Annotated in this window: 11 protein-coding genes; 5 read left to right on the forward strand and 6 right to left on the reverse strand. The window is 45.6% G+C overall.

Translation table 11 applies throughout. The features are described 5' to 3' along the window. Positions 1-312: 312 nt before the first annotated feature. Positions 313-1,086, reverse strand: coding sequence for a DUF481 domain-containing protein (locus FLM53_RS12960; protein ID WP_176681704.1), 774 nt, complete (start codon positions 1,084-1,086; stop codon positions 313-315). A 137-nt stretch (positions 1,087-1,223) separates the two neighbouring features. On the opposite strand from FLM53_RS12960, the gene FLM53_RS12965 reads away from it, so the two are divergent. Next, the gene (locus FLM53_RS12965; RefSeq protein WP_176681703.1) at positions 1,224-1,613 is read left to right on the forward strand and encodes a DUF4345 domain-containing protein; all 390 of its coding nucleotides are present in this window, start codon (positions 1,224-1,226) and stop codon (positions 1,611-1,613) included. A 9-nt stretch (positions 1,614-1,622) separates the two neighbouring features. Then, positions 1,623-3,125 (forward strand): arylsulfatase, encoded by a 1,503-nt coding sequence (locus tag FLM53_RS12970; protein ID WP_176681702.1) that lies wholly within the window; start codon positions 1,623-1,625, stop codon positions 3,123-3,125. A 68-nt stretch (positions 3,126-3,193) separates the two neighbouring features. Here FLM53_RS12970 and FLM53_RS12975 read toward each other — a convergent pair whose 3' ends face one another. The 4 genes from FLM53_RS12975 to FLM53_RS12990 form a co-directional block, all read right to left on the reverse strand. Next, the gene (locus FLM53_RS12975; protein WP_132787381.1) at positions 3,194-4,219 is read right to left on the reverse strand and encodes a LacI family DNA-binding transcriptional regulator; all 1,026 of its coding nucleotides are present in this window, start codon (positions 4,217-4,219) and stop codon (positions 3,194-3,196) included. Positions 4,220-4,451: 232 nt separating this feature from the next. Then, complete coding sequence (locus FLM53_RS12980) at positions 4,452-5,528, reverse strand: porin (RefSeq protein ID WP_132787379.1); 1,077 nt, start codon at positions 5,526-5,528, stop codon at positions 4,452-4,454. A 199-nt stretch (positions 5,529-5,727) separates the two neighbouring features. After that, positions 5,728-6,744: a nuclear transport factor 2 family protein gene (locus FLM53_RS12985; protein ID WP_017629761.1), complete on the reverse strand. Its 1,017-nt coding sequence runs from the start codon at positions 6,742-6,744 to the stop codon at positions 5,728-5,730. Between the two features lie 143 nt (positions 6,745-6,887). Beyond that, entirely contained in the window at positions 6,888-8,183 is a 1,296-nt protein-coding gene (locus FLM53_RS12990) for an MFS transporter (protein ID WP_017629762.1), read from the reverse strand. Positions 8,184-8,531: 348 nt separating this feature from the next. Here FLM53_RS12990 and FLM53_RS12995 point away from each other — a divergent pair, with 348 nt between their 5' ends. Then, positions 8,532-10,073 carry a sodium/solute symporter gene (locus FLM53_RS12995; protein WP_176681701.1) on the forward strand — a complete coding sequence of 514 codons (1,542 nt, stop codon included), beginning with the start codon at positions 8,532-8,534 and terminating at the stop codon, positions 10,071-10,073. 26 nt (positions 10,074-10,099) lie between these two features. Next, the gene (locus FLM53_RS13000; RefSeq protein WP_176681700.1) at positions 10,100-11,470 is read left to right on the forward strand and encodes an L-serine ammonia-lyase; all 1,371 of its coding nucleotides are present in this window, start codon (positions 10,100-10,102) and stop codon (positions 11,468-11,470) included. 112 nt (positions 11,471-11,582) lie between these two features. On the opposite strand, the gene FLM53_RS13005 is transcribed toward FLM53_RS13000, so the two are convergent. Beyond that, positions 11,583-12,068, reverse strand: a complete 486-nt coding sequence (locus tag FLM53_RS13005; RefSeq protein ID WP_019825927.1) for an Lrp/AsnC family transcriptional regulator — start codon at positions 12,066-12,068, stop codon at positions 11,583-11,585. 122 nt (positions 12,069-12,190) lie between these two features. Here FLM53_RS13005 and FLM53_RS13010 point away from each other — a divergent pair, with 122 nt between their 5' ends. Next, entirely contained in the window at positions 12,191-12,790 is a 600-nt protein-coding gene (locus tag FLM53_RS13010; RefSeq protein WP_176681699.1) for a LysE family translocator, read from the forward strand. Positions 12,791-12,910: the final 120 nt, after the last annotated feature.

Below are 12,910 nucleotides of genomic sequence, written 5' to 3' on the forward strand. Positions count from 1 at the left end.
AAATAAAAAACACTGTTCGAATGCTGTGTGAGATATTCAATAAAGATTAAATTAATCAAAATCTGAAGACCGGTTTTCTAGTTCAAAAAAGATATTTTTTTAGATCTGTGACTGGTACGTTGGTGAGTCTTTGTGTTTGATTTATAGGTGTTTTTCTTTTTTTAATGGAGTGGTTCACATTCGTTGGAGTGAGTTCCAGCGATTGAGTTATCGCCGGAGCTTAGATCATGTGGAGGCAACATTTTAATAAGTATTAAACGTCTCATGTGAAACCTAGCGTGATAGCTTCATCAATCACCCGCTAAGGTTGGATCAAAAGTGAGCAGCCCACCCCACTAAGAAACCTTGTGTCGCTGTATCGTATTCATAAGTGCCTTTGTTTTCGTAATCAACCCAAGTGGATTTGTACGCGATATTTAAATCTGACCAGTCGTTGATTTGATAGCGAACCCCGGTAAGTAATGAACTGGTGAAGTTGGTATCGCTGCCAAGCCCGACGTCTAGGCTGGTGTGTACGGTCCAATTTTTGTTGAGTGCTTTGGTCCATCGAACACCGATAAGATAATCGATCCAATCTTCGTCTAACGATTTAGTTATGTCTGTAACGCCTCCAGGTTTATAGAGTCTCGTATCTATGTCGTTGTCCCACCAACGTATTCCTGCCATATAATCAATATTGCCAAGATCGTATTGATAGCGTTTGAAACCTTTAACCTCCAGAACACCTTGTCTAATATCAATACTGCCTTTAAGAATATCGTTACTCGCGCCTTGAACCAAGCCAGCTGAACCACTCAATTTCATGTAGCTGTAGTCTACATAGTAACCCCATTGATTGTCGTAAACGCCTTCCAACCGCAACATTGCACCCATATCGATATTATCCATGATGAATTCAGGATCAACATCTACATCAGTAGGCGGCAATCCACCGATAGTGCTGTTACCTCGAATATTCAGAGCTTGAGCATAGATCTCAATGCTGTGCTGCCATTTTTTCATGCTCGTTTCTGAGCTTGCTTCTTGAGCAATAACGGTTGAACTGACAACTAACATTGGTGTGATCAGGTAATGCCATTTAACCATATTGATATCCTTATCCGGTTTGAAGAACACATACTATAAATGTATGTATTCATTATCCATTTTTCATATATGCAACTTGTATATCTCTGATTGTAGACTATGTTTTTTCTAAAGAGCCAAATTTTGAGAGTAAGGATATGAAGCCACAAAGTATTTTCTTGTTAGTCGCGGTTCTGGGTTTAACACCCATTGCATTGTCGTACGGCTTTGCACCGGCTATTTCTATGAATTACCTTTTCGGGATCGATGCGAGTCCGATTAACGTGACACATATATTTCGCGCTGTGATGGGGCTTTATTTGGCGTTGGCTCTGTTTTGGATCGGTGGCGCATTGATCAAAAAGTATCGACTGCCAGCGCTTTATAGTTTGGTGGTTTTCATGTTGGGTTTGGCTGCCGGACGAGTCATCAGCTTGGTATTGGATGGCATGCCGCATTGGCTACTTTTCGTCTATCTGATCTTGGAGCTGGGCTTTGGTTTAGTCGGTTTAAAAATGGTTCATAACGAGCAATCTGAAACAGTATAAGGACATTTTATGAAAAGGATTTTCCATCTTCTTATCCTGAGTGTGCTGAGTAGCTTTTCGCTATCAGCATGGTCAGCTCAAGAGCAGCCAAATATCTTTGTTATCTTCACTGATGATGTGGGGATCTCAAACCTGAGTGCCTATCACAATGGCGTGATGAGCAGCGAAACACCAAATATCGACAGCATTGCCGAAAAAGGCATGCTACTTACCGACTACTACGCTCAGCCATCGTGTACCGCGGGTCGTTCCGCCTTCTTAACTGGGCAATTACCAGTACGAACGGGCATGCACTCTGTTGGATTACCGGGTGGCTCTGTGGGTTTGAGTGCGGATACCCCAACGCTTCCAGAAATGCTCAAGAGCATGGGCTATGTGACGGGGCAGTTTGGTAAAAACCATTTAGGCGACCGAGATGAATTCCTTCCGACAATGCACGGTTTTGATGAGTATTGGGGCTGGTTGTATCACTTGAATGCGATGGAATACACCGAAGACCCGGATTGGCCAAAAGACGGTTCGTTAGATGCCTTTGCACCTCGTAACGTGATCTATTCAAGAGCGGATGGTAAGGGCGGACAAACCATCGAGGATGATGGTGCGCTGTCGATTGAGCGTATGCGTACACTGGATGATGAAGTCAACAAACACGCTATCAACTTTATCGAAAGGGCGGTTGAAGCGGAGAAGCCATTCTTTACTTGGTATTGCCCATCACGAGGTCACGTTTGGACGCACCTTTCGGAAGAGTATGAAGCCATGCTTGGCCAGAACGGGTGGGGACTGCAAGAAGTGGTGATGAAAGATCTCGATGATCACGTTGGTGAGATGCTTGCCAAAATGGAAGAACTCGGCATTGCAGATAACACCATCATCATTTTCACGGCCGATAATGGTCCTGAAATCATGACATGGCCAGATGGCGGTATGACACCGTTCCATGGCGAAAAAGGCACAACATGGGAAGGTGGTGTTCGTGCGCCTGCATTGGTGAGTTGGCCGGGTAAAATCCCTGCTGGCAGTGTCGGCAATGGCATCTTTGACGGTATGGATTGGTTACCAACACTGATTGCAGCGGCGGGTGGCCCAACAGATCTGAAAGAGAAAATGTTGAAAGGTCATGATGGTTTTAAAGCACATCTCGATGGTTACAACCAAGTCGATATGTTGACGGAAAAAGGCGAGTCGAATCGTAAAGAGATTTACTACTACGAACGAGACAAGCTACAAGCCGTTCGAGTTGGAGATTGGAAAGCGCACTTCGTGGTTCAGAATCACGGTTGGAGTGGTCCTAAAGAAGAGCTTAATGCACCACTACTGTTTAACTTGCGTCGTGACCCTTACGAACGAGCAGCTGAAGAATCTGGAATGTATTTGAAGTGGATGGGACAGAAGATGTGGGCGTTTGGCCCTGCCCAAGCCGCTATTCAGCAACACTTAGCAACCTTCGAAGAGTGGCCGCCAGTAACACCTGAATCTCCGGCTGAGAAAACCGGTGGTGTGGGGAATTAGTTAAATATCATAAAAAATCCCGCTCTGTGTGAGCGGGATTTTTATTGGAATGCGTCTAAAACTTGGCTCTATTTTAGCGTTGTTTTTCGCTCTATGAACTTCACTGGCACCATCAATTTAACCAAGCTGGTGTCTTGCTCTTGAATCTGGCTAACGACAATTTTCACTGACTCGCGGGCAAGGCGTCTGAAATCTTGCTTGAAGGTGGTGAGTTGGTAGTTCAGCCACTGAGTTTGTGGAATATCATCAAAACCAATCACTTGCAGATCTTCAGGGATACGTAGATTGAACTCTAAACGCGCTACATCCATAACCGCCATCGCGAGGTTATCTGTCGCACAGAAAATCGCTTGTGGTTGTTCTGGCTCAGAAAACAGAGCGCGAATCGTATCCAGTGAATCAAGGTAGTCATAATCCGCTTCAATAACACGAGCTTGCTTGCCTGTTAGGTCTTCGAACTCTGAACAAAATCCCGCTTCACGTTCGCCATTGGTGTAAGTCGGTACGTTACCTGTCAGGTAAACCGCGGACTTTGTTCCAACGCTATGTAAATGCTGAGCAGCAACTTGGCCTGCTGCATAGTTATCGCTCACCACATGGCTGCTCTTAGTGCCTTCAACTACACGAGCATACTGAACAATAGGGATGTCGAACTCTTCACACTCTTCATAAAGCGACTTATTGAACGTCGCAGAAGCGGCAATCACACCATCAACTCGATACTGGAAGATGTTAGGAATCGAGTGGTTGTCATTGCCATCGACTTGCCACGGAATAAGCACCGCAGAATAGCCCTGTTTTTGTAACTCAGTAGAGATGAGCTGCAGGGTCTTCATGTGAATGGGGTAATCAGCATCGGGGAAGACCAAACCAATCAATTTAGACTCGTTGGTGGTTAGGCTTCGAGCAAAGGCATTCGGTCGATAGTTGAGTGCTTTCGCAGCTTCAAATACTTTCTGCTTGGTCTTTTCTGATACCGAACTGCCCGGAACAAATACACGAGAAACGGTAGATTGAGAAACGCCAGCGAGCTTAGCGACATCTTTTGAAGTAACGGTTGGCTTTGACGCCGTGGAGTGTTTTGGTGAGTTCATAGACCATGCTTTTAAGCCAATTTAACGGCCTACAGAGTATCATAGATAGGTACGTATTCAAAAAAGCAATGCATGAGAATGTTCTGAAAGATAAGGGCTAATTGAGATTGTTGGGTATTACCTTGGGTATGACCCAAAAGAAAGCTCTACGTACATGCATAAGCATATTGTAGAGCTTTAGTTGGACAGTGTTGTTCAATACTTTTTACTTATCTAACGCCTCATTCAGTCATTAGAAGTAGTAACGAATACCTGCAGCGAATTGGTCATCGCTGTTTTCGTAACGGTTACCCACCGACTTGTCGTTGCCGTTGTCGAATTGGTATTCAGTCCACACTAAGAACTTATTTTTCTTAAAGTGGTACTCAAGACCAGGGATGATCAGTTGACGCTCGTAGCCGTTAGCGTTGTCGTCTGTATCCGTTAAGTAGTTAACGTTAAAGGTTGGACGCAGACCGTTTTCAAAGTGGTAGTACGTGAAGAATTCAGCACCACGGTGGTCGTAGAATTCAGCTTGGCTGGTGGTTTCCCAGTTTGAGCCTTGGCTGTAGGTGAAACCAACAAATAGGCCATCATTGGTGTAGTTCACACCCAACAAACCGATGCGCTGTGTATCGCCGTCTTTGATGTTTTGCACGCCGGCATCAACATCATCAAACTCATTCTGGTGGTAAGCCAAACCAATGGTTAAGCCATCCATCACAGTGTAAAGCGTTGATGCACCCATACCGTTCTTCAGCGTTGCGGTTAAACCGTCAGCTAGGCCAACATCTTCACGAGTGGTTTGGTAAGTGAAGCCGTATTTCCAGTTGTCATTGATGTTGTTGCGGTAGGTGATTGAGTTCTCGGCACGGCCTGTACCAGAAGCAATACCCCAGTCAGATAGGTTGTAGTAGCCAGAGCCACGTGAACCAAATACGCGACCCATATCGGTAAACCAAGCCACATCGTAGAAGGTCGACCATTGCTTAGTACCCGCAGCAATCTTGCCGTATTTTTCGTGCTCCACGCCAGCGTATAGAAGTCGGTCGTAAATATTGTCGCCGTTAGCACCTGAGTTGTAACCCCATTCGGCATGGCCAAAGCCAGTCCAGTCGTTGTCTAGTCCCATTTGACCTTTAAGGCCGAAACGAGAACTACCGCTGTTCCATTCGCCATTATGGTCGCCACCTTTGTCTTGGTAACGAACGTCAAAACGGCCATCTAAAGTCAGGCTGTCGCCCGCGTCATTGGTAAAAGTGTGTGCAGCAAAAGCAGAACCCGAAGTAAGTGCTGTCAGGATCACTGCTGAAAGAATCGACTTTTTCATTGTTATTCTCTTTATTCAGGCCGTAGAAAGCCGCCGTGCTTTCAAGCCCGTTATATAGGTAATGGTTTGGCAGGGTGTGCCCATCCGTTAGGCACAAGTTGGTTATCTTGGGTGGAGCAAGTTGCCGAGGGCGAGAAGGAGCCCTCGGCAGTCATGTTTATCTAGTGTAGGTATGGACTAGATAGACAATAGGACACAGTTACAGCGTTGGGTTCATGATGGTTGAAGTGCGTTCGAAAACGTCTAGACCTTGCTGTTGTAGCCAGTAAGGAAGGTCGATAAGAACCCAGTTCTCAGACAGTTTGTCACCGTCACGGTAGTAAACGTCAACCACTTGCATGTTTGCGCGTACTTCGCCGCCAGTCATACCTAGGAAGCCACCTGTTGGTGTGTTTGATAGGTTTGGCCAACCGAAGAAACAAGAGAAGTTACCTTCAGCGAAACGACAAACGTGGCCGTTGAACTTCTTGTCTTTCAGGTTGTTACGGAAAGGAAGTTGGTGCTGCTGTTGGTAGCGAGGAATTGTGTAAGACGCGCCGATACCACATGGGCCGTACCAAATCATGTCTTTTGACCAGCTTTTCGCTAGTACTTCTGGTGGGCAACCCATCGCGCCGCTGTCGTTTAGAGCTGAAAGGTCATCAACCATTTTATTTACTAGCGCTAGTGTTGCAACGCCTTCTTCTGGATCTGCATCTTCAAACAACAGGCCATCGTGGTTACGTGGGCCAGGGTAAACGAAGTGCTTACCTGTTGATGGTGGAAGTGGGTAGCAACCCGCTTGATCCATCATGCCTAGAAGGTCTAGGAACAAGCCTGTCTTAGTGATTTTGCCATCAACAACACAGTTAAATTCTGCGTAGCGAACGTTCATAATCTTGCCAGTAGGGCGCATGCCTAGGTATTCAGCGTCGAATAGACCCATGAAGTGACCCATGCTCATTACCCAAATCTCATCTGGGTTAACTTCGTTGTTACCACCGATGAAGATGTCTTGACGACGCTGCATGCGAGTCATCGACTTCATCATTGGCGCCCAGAATACGTCAGCTGCTGCTTGTGCGCCTTCTTGCTCACGGAATGGGTAAACACCGCGCCACAAATAATCTTCAGAAGTGTGTGCTTTTAAAACTTCAGCAACGTTCTCGTGAGTTGCGTTTTCCATTGCATCGAAGTATTCACGAACAATGCGTTTAGCTTCTTGATATTTAGACATAATAATTTCTCTTTGTGTTGTCGAGTCAACATTCGGAACAGGACTCGATTTGGATTTTGTTACCGGCTGACTACTCAGCCGGATTGATGTTTATTTCGTGTCTTTAGAGGCGTTCAACTTTTTGAGTTTTCAACTAAAGGGGATTAAGCTTTTGCTGTTTCCGCTTTTTTGCTCTTGTCGAAGATGCCGCCTTTCAATGTTTCTGGTAGTGATAGCCACAGTAGACCAGCCACAATCCATACGATTGGTGAACCCCACATTGCTGTCGCAAGGTCGCTGCGCTCTTGAATGAATACCAACACCATTGGTGCCCACATGCCGATGATACGACCGCCGTGGAATAGAGCTGCACCGAAGCTACGTAGGTGAGCTGGGAACAATTCTGAGAAGTAACCACCCCATACCGCAGAAGCAGACAGACCGAAGTTGTAGATAAGACCTAGGATAGCCAGCATGTTTAGGCTGCCGATCATCACATCGCTTGGTGCGACAAAGAATACTGAAGCCATAACACCCGCAAGGATGAAGCCAAACGCGTTCACTTTACGGCCGTATTTATCGGCGATTGCACCCCATACCCAAGCACCGAATAGAGAACCGAATGCCGAGATAGAGAAGATGATGCCGATGGTCGCACCGTCGAATTGGCGAACATCTTTTAGGTACGTTGTCACGAAGCCAGAGAAGAATTGGTAGCCGTAGAAGTTAAGGCCAGCCAGTAATAGACAAGTGATCGTTAGCTTGCGGTAAGGCGCGCTTAGCATTTCACCCCAAGAACCTTTCTTCGCTGGTGCGTTAGATGCTTCAGCCGCGGCTTGATCTTCTTCACCGTAGGCGATCACTTTCTTGTCGCTAGGCAGGATGAAGATCATCAGTGCAGCAGCAACTAGAGGAGGAATACCACCCACCCACATTAGGCTCTGCCAAGGTGCGTCGATGCTAGAAATGAATGCTGCGTACGCACCCATTGCCATTAGTGCAACAGAAAACATAGAAGAAGCGAATGCCGTTAACTTACCGCGCACGGTTGGTGTGAATAGGCCGATCATCAGGCTTACTGCTACTGTGAAGTAACCACCCAAAGAGATACCGATGATGAAACGCATCGCTGCCCACATCGCGTAGTCGGTAAACATCATGTTGATGATGGTTGCACCACCGTTTAGTGCAGTGATGACAATAAGAGTCGATTTCTTACCAAAGTTTGATGCCACCCATGCACAGCTTAGGGCACCAATAAGTGCGCCAACCGACTGCCATGTATAGAACTGAGCGGTATCCGCCAAGTTAATACCATCATACGCATCAACGATGTATGGGCGTACGTAGTCAATAATTACAAAGTTATAACAATAGAAAAAGTAGCCGACTAGAATTGCAAGATAAGCAGCTACCCTTTGAATCATAGGAACTTCGCTCATGTGTTTTTTAGTAGTCATGACCGATAAACCTTTATTTTATATAGGGTGGTTTTAGTTTTGATTATTGTGCAGTGGTTGTTGATATTCACCACACCGTCTTCGTTTCGGGAGAGATGATAGAGTTTTTGTGGTTATTAGATCCGTGATCAAAGTCAATTTTAAAATGAGTGCGTACCCATTTTGTGTATTTTAGTGATCTGGATCCCGTTAGATCGTGTGTTTGGGCTTTTTGGGGTGTTTTGAGCGTTTATTCGTCTATATTAGTGACAATACTCACACTTACTGTGGGTTTTTGAGGGAAAATATCCAATTTTGAGTAATATTGGCGGCGAATGATTAGAAGAATACAATAAACGGAATCTAAAAATGGTTACGTACTCAAGTTTTGTGGTTATTGCTCTTTATGTGCTAACTACATTGTTTATCAGCTACTTAGTGAATAGGCGCTATAGCGTTGGTGGCGACTTTTCGACTGGTGGAAAACAATTTGGTTGGTTTACGGCGGGTGTGTCGATTCTTGCAACCTACATCAGTGCGATGACGTTCGTGGGTATGCCGGGCTGGGTTTATAGCTCTGGCATGGAAGCAATGAGTGTTCATCTGAATTACCCAATAGTGATCTTTTTCGCTGTGGTTTTCTTTGTTCCAGTGTTTTACAAACTTGGCCTGACCTCGATTTACGAATACTTAGAGCACCGCTTTGGCGTTGTTGCTCGCACGATCAATTCCATCGTGTTCATTGTGGTTCAGTGTATTTCGGCAGGGGTGATTTTGTATGCGGTGGCATTGATCTTGGTGCAAGTGCTACCGGTGAGTATCTCCGAGGCGATCATCTACATCAGTTTATTTACCGCTTTGTATACCTATGCGGGGGGAATCTCAACCGTCATATGGACAGACATGTTGCAGTCGGCAGTATTGATTATTGGCAGCATTGCGATCTTTGGTTTATTGCTGATGAAGATCGATGCGGGGGAGGTGTTGTCTCCTGAGCATCTGAATATCATTAACCTCGATTTTGATCTTGGTGTCGATACCACATTGTGGGCGGGTGTTGTGGCGGTGAGCTTTTTACACCTGAGCGTTTATGGCACTAACCAACTGATTATCCAAAGAACACTGGCGACAAAAAACGTTCAGACAGCGCAAAAATCCATGCTGCTTTGTGGTTACGGCGCGTTCTTCATCTATCTGTTTTTTGCTGTGATGGGTGTATTGCTAAGTGTCTTTTATCAAGACACCAGCTTTGAGAACAGCAATGAAGTGATTCTCGATTTCGTGTTTAACCATACTAACCCAATCATTGTTGGGCTTGTGATTTCTGCATTGTCGGCTGCGGCGATGTCGACACTGGATTCCACTTATAACTCTATGGCGACGGTCGCAACGTTCGATTTCTATAAGCGCTTCTTCCGTAAATCAGCCTCCGATGCGCATTATGAATCGGTGGCAAGAAAAATGAGCCTCGTTGCTGCCGCTTCGGTTGTTGTGCCTGCTTTACTGGCGGTCTCTAACGAGTCTGTACTCAAAACTATTGCCAGCCTAACTTCAATTTTTGTTGGTATTCGCCTTGGCTCTTTCATCCTTGGGTTGTTCTTTAAGCAAGCGAATGAAAAAGGCGTTATTGCGGGCAGCATCGGCAGTGTCGCAGTGGTATTTATTGCCAAATACAGCGGCATCTCTTGGCCTTGGTTTGCCTTAATTGGCACGGTGGTTTTCTTAGTTTTAGGTGTTGTTGTGAGCCGTTTCTGGGGAGAGGTGACACAGCAGCAAAACGAATTTATCGCCAAGCAAAAGCACTTGTTCGCTAAGCCTACCGCGAGTCACTACGGCTTGTTGGTTTTTGCGGTAGTGACGATCGCTGCTTGTACTGTTATCCCTGATTGGCTTTATGCCGCTCTTTCTTAATTGACCGATTCTTTACTGGTATATCTATGTTATCGATCTTTGATATCTACAAAATTGGTGTGGGGCCATCGAGCTCACACACTAACGGCCCAATGATTGCGGGTTTCCATTTCACTCAATTAGTCGCAGACAGAATCACAGAGGTGGTGCGTGTTCAGGTCGATCTTTATGGTTCGTTATCGTTAACCGGAATAGGTCACCACACCGATAGAGCAACCATCTTGGGTTTGCTTGGCAATAAGCCAGACACGATTAAGATCACCAGTGCTAATGAAGCGATGCGCCGCGCTATCGACAGTGGTGAAATGCAATTGAGTGGCAGCCACGCGATTGGCTTTAACTACCAAACCGACATGCTTTTTCACGAAGACAATCTGCCTCTGCATGAAAACGGCATGATGATTACCGCGTTTGATCAAGCTGGAAAGGTAATTGTCGATGAAACCTACTACTCGATTGGTGGTGGTTTTATCGCAACTGCAGATGAGCTGCAAAACGGTACTAAAACTGAATCGGTAGAGGTGACTTATCCTTTCAAGAATGCCGATGAAATGCTGAAACAAGCAGAAGACAACGGCATGAGCCTAGGTGGAATGATTCTGAAAAATGAGTCGGCCTTCCAAGATGCAGATGCTATTGCGGAAAAGGCAGACCAGATCTGGCGTGTGATGTCGCGTTGTATGGAACGTGGCTTTGAGACTGAAGGTATTCTTGATGGCGGTTTGAACGTCACTCGCCGTGCGCCAAACCTATTGAAAAAGCTAGAAGCGAATGCAGCCGTTGAAAACGATCCAATGGAAATTATGGATTGGATTAACTTGTTTGCCTTTGCCGTTAGTGAAGAAAACGCGGCTGGTGGCCAAGTGGTGACGTCACCAACTAATGGTGCCGCGGGCGTGATTCCTGCGGTACTGATGTATTACCATCGCTTCATTAAAGAGTTGGATACCAAGCAACTCAAAGACTTCTTAGCGGTATCGGGTGCGATTGGTATTTTGTACAAAACCAACGCTTCGATTTCAGGTGCTGAAGTTGGGTGCCAAGGTGAAGTGGGCGTTTCATCTTCTATGGCGGCTGCGGGTTTGACTGCGCTGCGCGGTGGCAGTAACGAGCAGATTTGTATTGCCGCAGAGATTGCGATGGAACACTCACTCGGTATGACGTGTGATCCAATTGGTGGCTTAGTACAAGTACCGTGTATTGAACGAAATGCGATGGGTGCGATGAAGGCGATTAATGCGTCTCGCATGGCATTGAAGCGCAATAGTAAATCTTTGATCTCGTTGGATAAGGTCATCGCGACCATGTACCAAACGGGTAAAGATATGAATAAGAAATATCGTGAAACGTCTCTCGGAGGCTTAGCGCTGATTCATTTAGCTCACCCTTGTGAATAGAAAGCGAAAATAACGATATTCGTTTCAAACAAAGCCCAGCCCCTGAGTTTTAGAAACCTAGGGAGCTGGGCTTTTGTTTTGCTGAAAGAAAAGGGCTGTCAGGAGAAGTGAACTAGTCTTCAAGAGGGAGTTGATAGCTGTTTTTCAGTTCTTTTACTGAGATGTTGGATTGAATCGCACTCACGCCTTTCACTCGTCGAATCGAGCTAATACGCTCGAAGTACTCTTCCAAATCCTTTGCTAACACTTGCACCATGTAGTCGGCACCGCCTGCAATACAGTGACACATCGGAATCCAATCGGTAACGGCAACAAACTCTTCGAATGGTTCTGTGTTTTCAACTTCGTGGTTGCCTAGTGTCACTAAGGTAAAACCTGCTACATGAAAGCCTAATTTCTTGCGATTGAGCTTGGCGGCATAACCGTCGATATAGCCTGTCTCTTCCATGCGTTTCCAACGGCGCCAACATGGGGTTTCGCTGAGGTTTACCTTCTCGGCGAGTTTACTGTTACTCATGCGACCGTCTTGTTGGATATGTCCTAAGATGGCGATATCTGTGTCATCTAACACTTCTTTGGTGGATTCTTTCTGTTTCATGGTTATTTTAGAAAAATCTTGCTCAAATTTGCATTAATATTAGCCTATATAGCAATTTAATTCCTAGTCGAATCTGTAAACTCTCTCCCTATCAATACTTTACTTATTAGGAGTGAGAGGAAATGAGCTCTCAATTAATGCTGGCGTTCTTGCTATTTTCAACATCGATTGCAATTACACCTGGGGCAGGGAATATCGCATTACTTGGGATTTCAAGTCGTTATGGGTTTGCTGCAACTTTGCCTTTTATCTCTGGGAACGCTTTTGGCATCATCATCGTACTGGCAGGATCCAGTGTCGGCTTGGTGAGCCTATTCACTCTTTACCCAGAGCTATACAACATTTTGAAGTACGTGGGCGCGGCTTATTTGCTGTTCATGGCGTGGTCGATTGCCAATATGCAAATCGAAGAGAGTACCACCGATAACCGTTCGGGCTTTGTGTCGGGTGTGTTGGTTCAGGTGTTAAACCCTAAAGGTTGGATTGCTTCGTTAACTGTGTTTTCTCAGTTCATCACTCCGAACGCAGACTATCTGATTCAAGTGGTGACCATTATTGCTGGCATGGTGATCACGGGCGTACCGTGCATGTTGGTGTGGGCGTATTGCGGTACGATGCTTAAAAAGCTGCTTCAATCACCAAAACAGATGATGGTGGTAAACCGTTGTTTGGGCGGAAGTCTCGCACTAGTGGTTGCCTTTATGCTTTATCAACCCGCATAAAGCGTCGCTACAAATAAAAAAACCACTCCTAAATCCATAGGAGTGGTGTCTAAAAATCGACTAAGTAGTTAACAATAATTAGTAAGTTACTAATAACTCGTAAGTTAACAAGAACGTTTT

The sequence above is a fragment of the Vibrio sp. Scap24 genome (genome assembly GCF_013394185.1).
GTDB classification, from domain to species: Bacteria; Pseudomonadota; Gammaproteobacteria; order Enterobacterales; family Vibrionaceae; genus Vibrio; species Vibrio pomeroyi.

What these genes read in the sequence shown, in the direction of transcription:
- FLM53_RS12975 (WP_132787381.1), bottom strand. Translation starts at nt 4,219, where the DNA reads ATGAACTCACCAAAACACTCCACGGCGTCAAAGCCAACCGTTACTTCA.
- FLM53_RS12995 (WP_176681701.1), top strand. Translation starts at nt 8,532, where the DNA reads ATGGTTACGTACTCAAGTTTTGTGGTTATTGCTCTTTATGTGCTAACT.
- FLM53_RS12985 (WP_017629761.1), bottom strand. Translation starts at nt 6,744, where the DNA reads ATGTCTAAATATCAAGAAGCTAAACGCATTGTTCGTGAATACTTCGAT.
- FLM53_RS12965 (WP_176681703.1), top strand. Translation starts at nt 1,224, where the DNA reads ATGAAGCCACAAAGTATTTTCTTGTTAGTCGCGGTTCTGGGTTTAACA.
- FLM53_RS12960 (WP_176681704.1), bottom strand. Translation starts at nt 1,086, where the DNA reads ATGGTTAAATGGCATTACCTGATCACACCAATGTTAGTTGTCAGTTCA.
- FLM53_RS12970 (WP_176681702.1), top strand. Translation starts at nt 1,623, where the DNA reads ATGAAAAGGATTTTCCATCTTCTTATCCTGAGTGTGCTGAGTAGCTTT.
- FLM53_RS13010 (WP_176681699.1), top strand. Translation starts at nt 12,191, where the DNA reads ATGAGCTCTCAATTAATGCTGGCGTTCTTGCTATTTTCAACATCGATT.
- FLM53_RS12990 (WP_017629762.1), bottom strand. Translation starts at nt 8,183, where the DNA reads ATGACTACTAAAAAACACATGAGCGAAGTTCCTATGATTCAAAGGGTA.
- FLM53_RS13000 (WP_176681700.1), top strand. Translation starts at nt 10,100, where the DNA reads ATGTTATCGATCTTTGATATCTACAAAATTGGTGTGGGGCCATCGAGC.
- FLM53_RS12980 (WP_132787379.1), bottom strand. Translation starts at nt 5,528, where the DNA reads ATGAAAAAGTCGATTCTTTCAGCAGTGATCCTGACAGCACTTACTTCG.
- FLM53_RS13005 (WP_019825927.1), bottom strand. Translation starts at nt 12,068, where the DNA reads ATGAAACAGAAAGAATCCACCAAAGAAGTGTTAGATGACACAGATATC.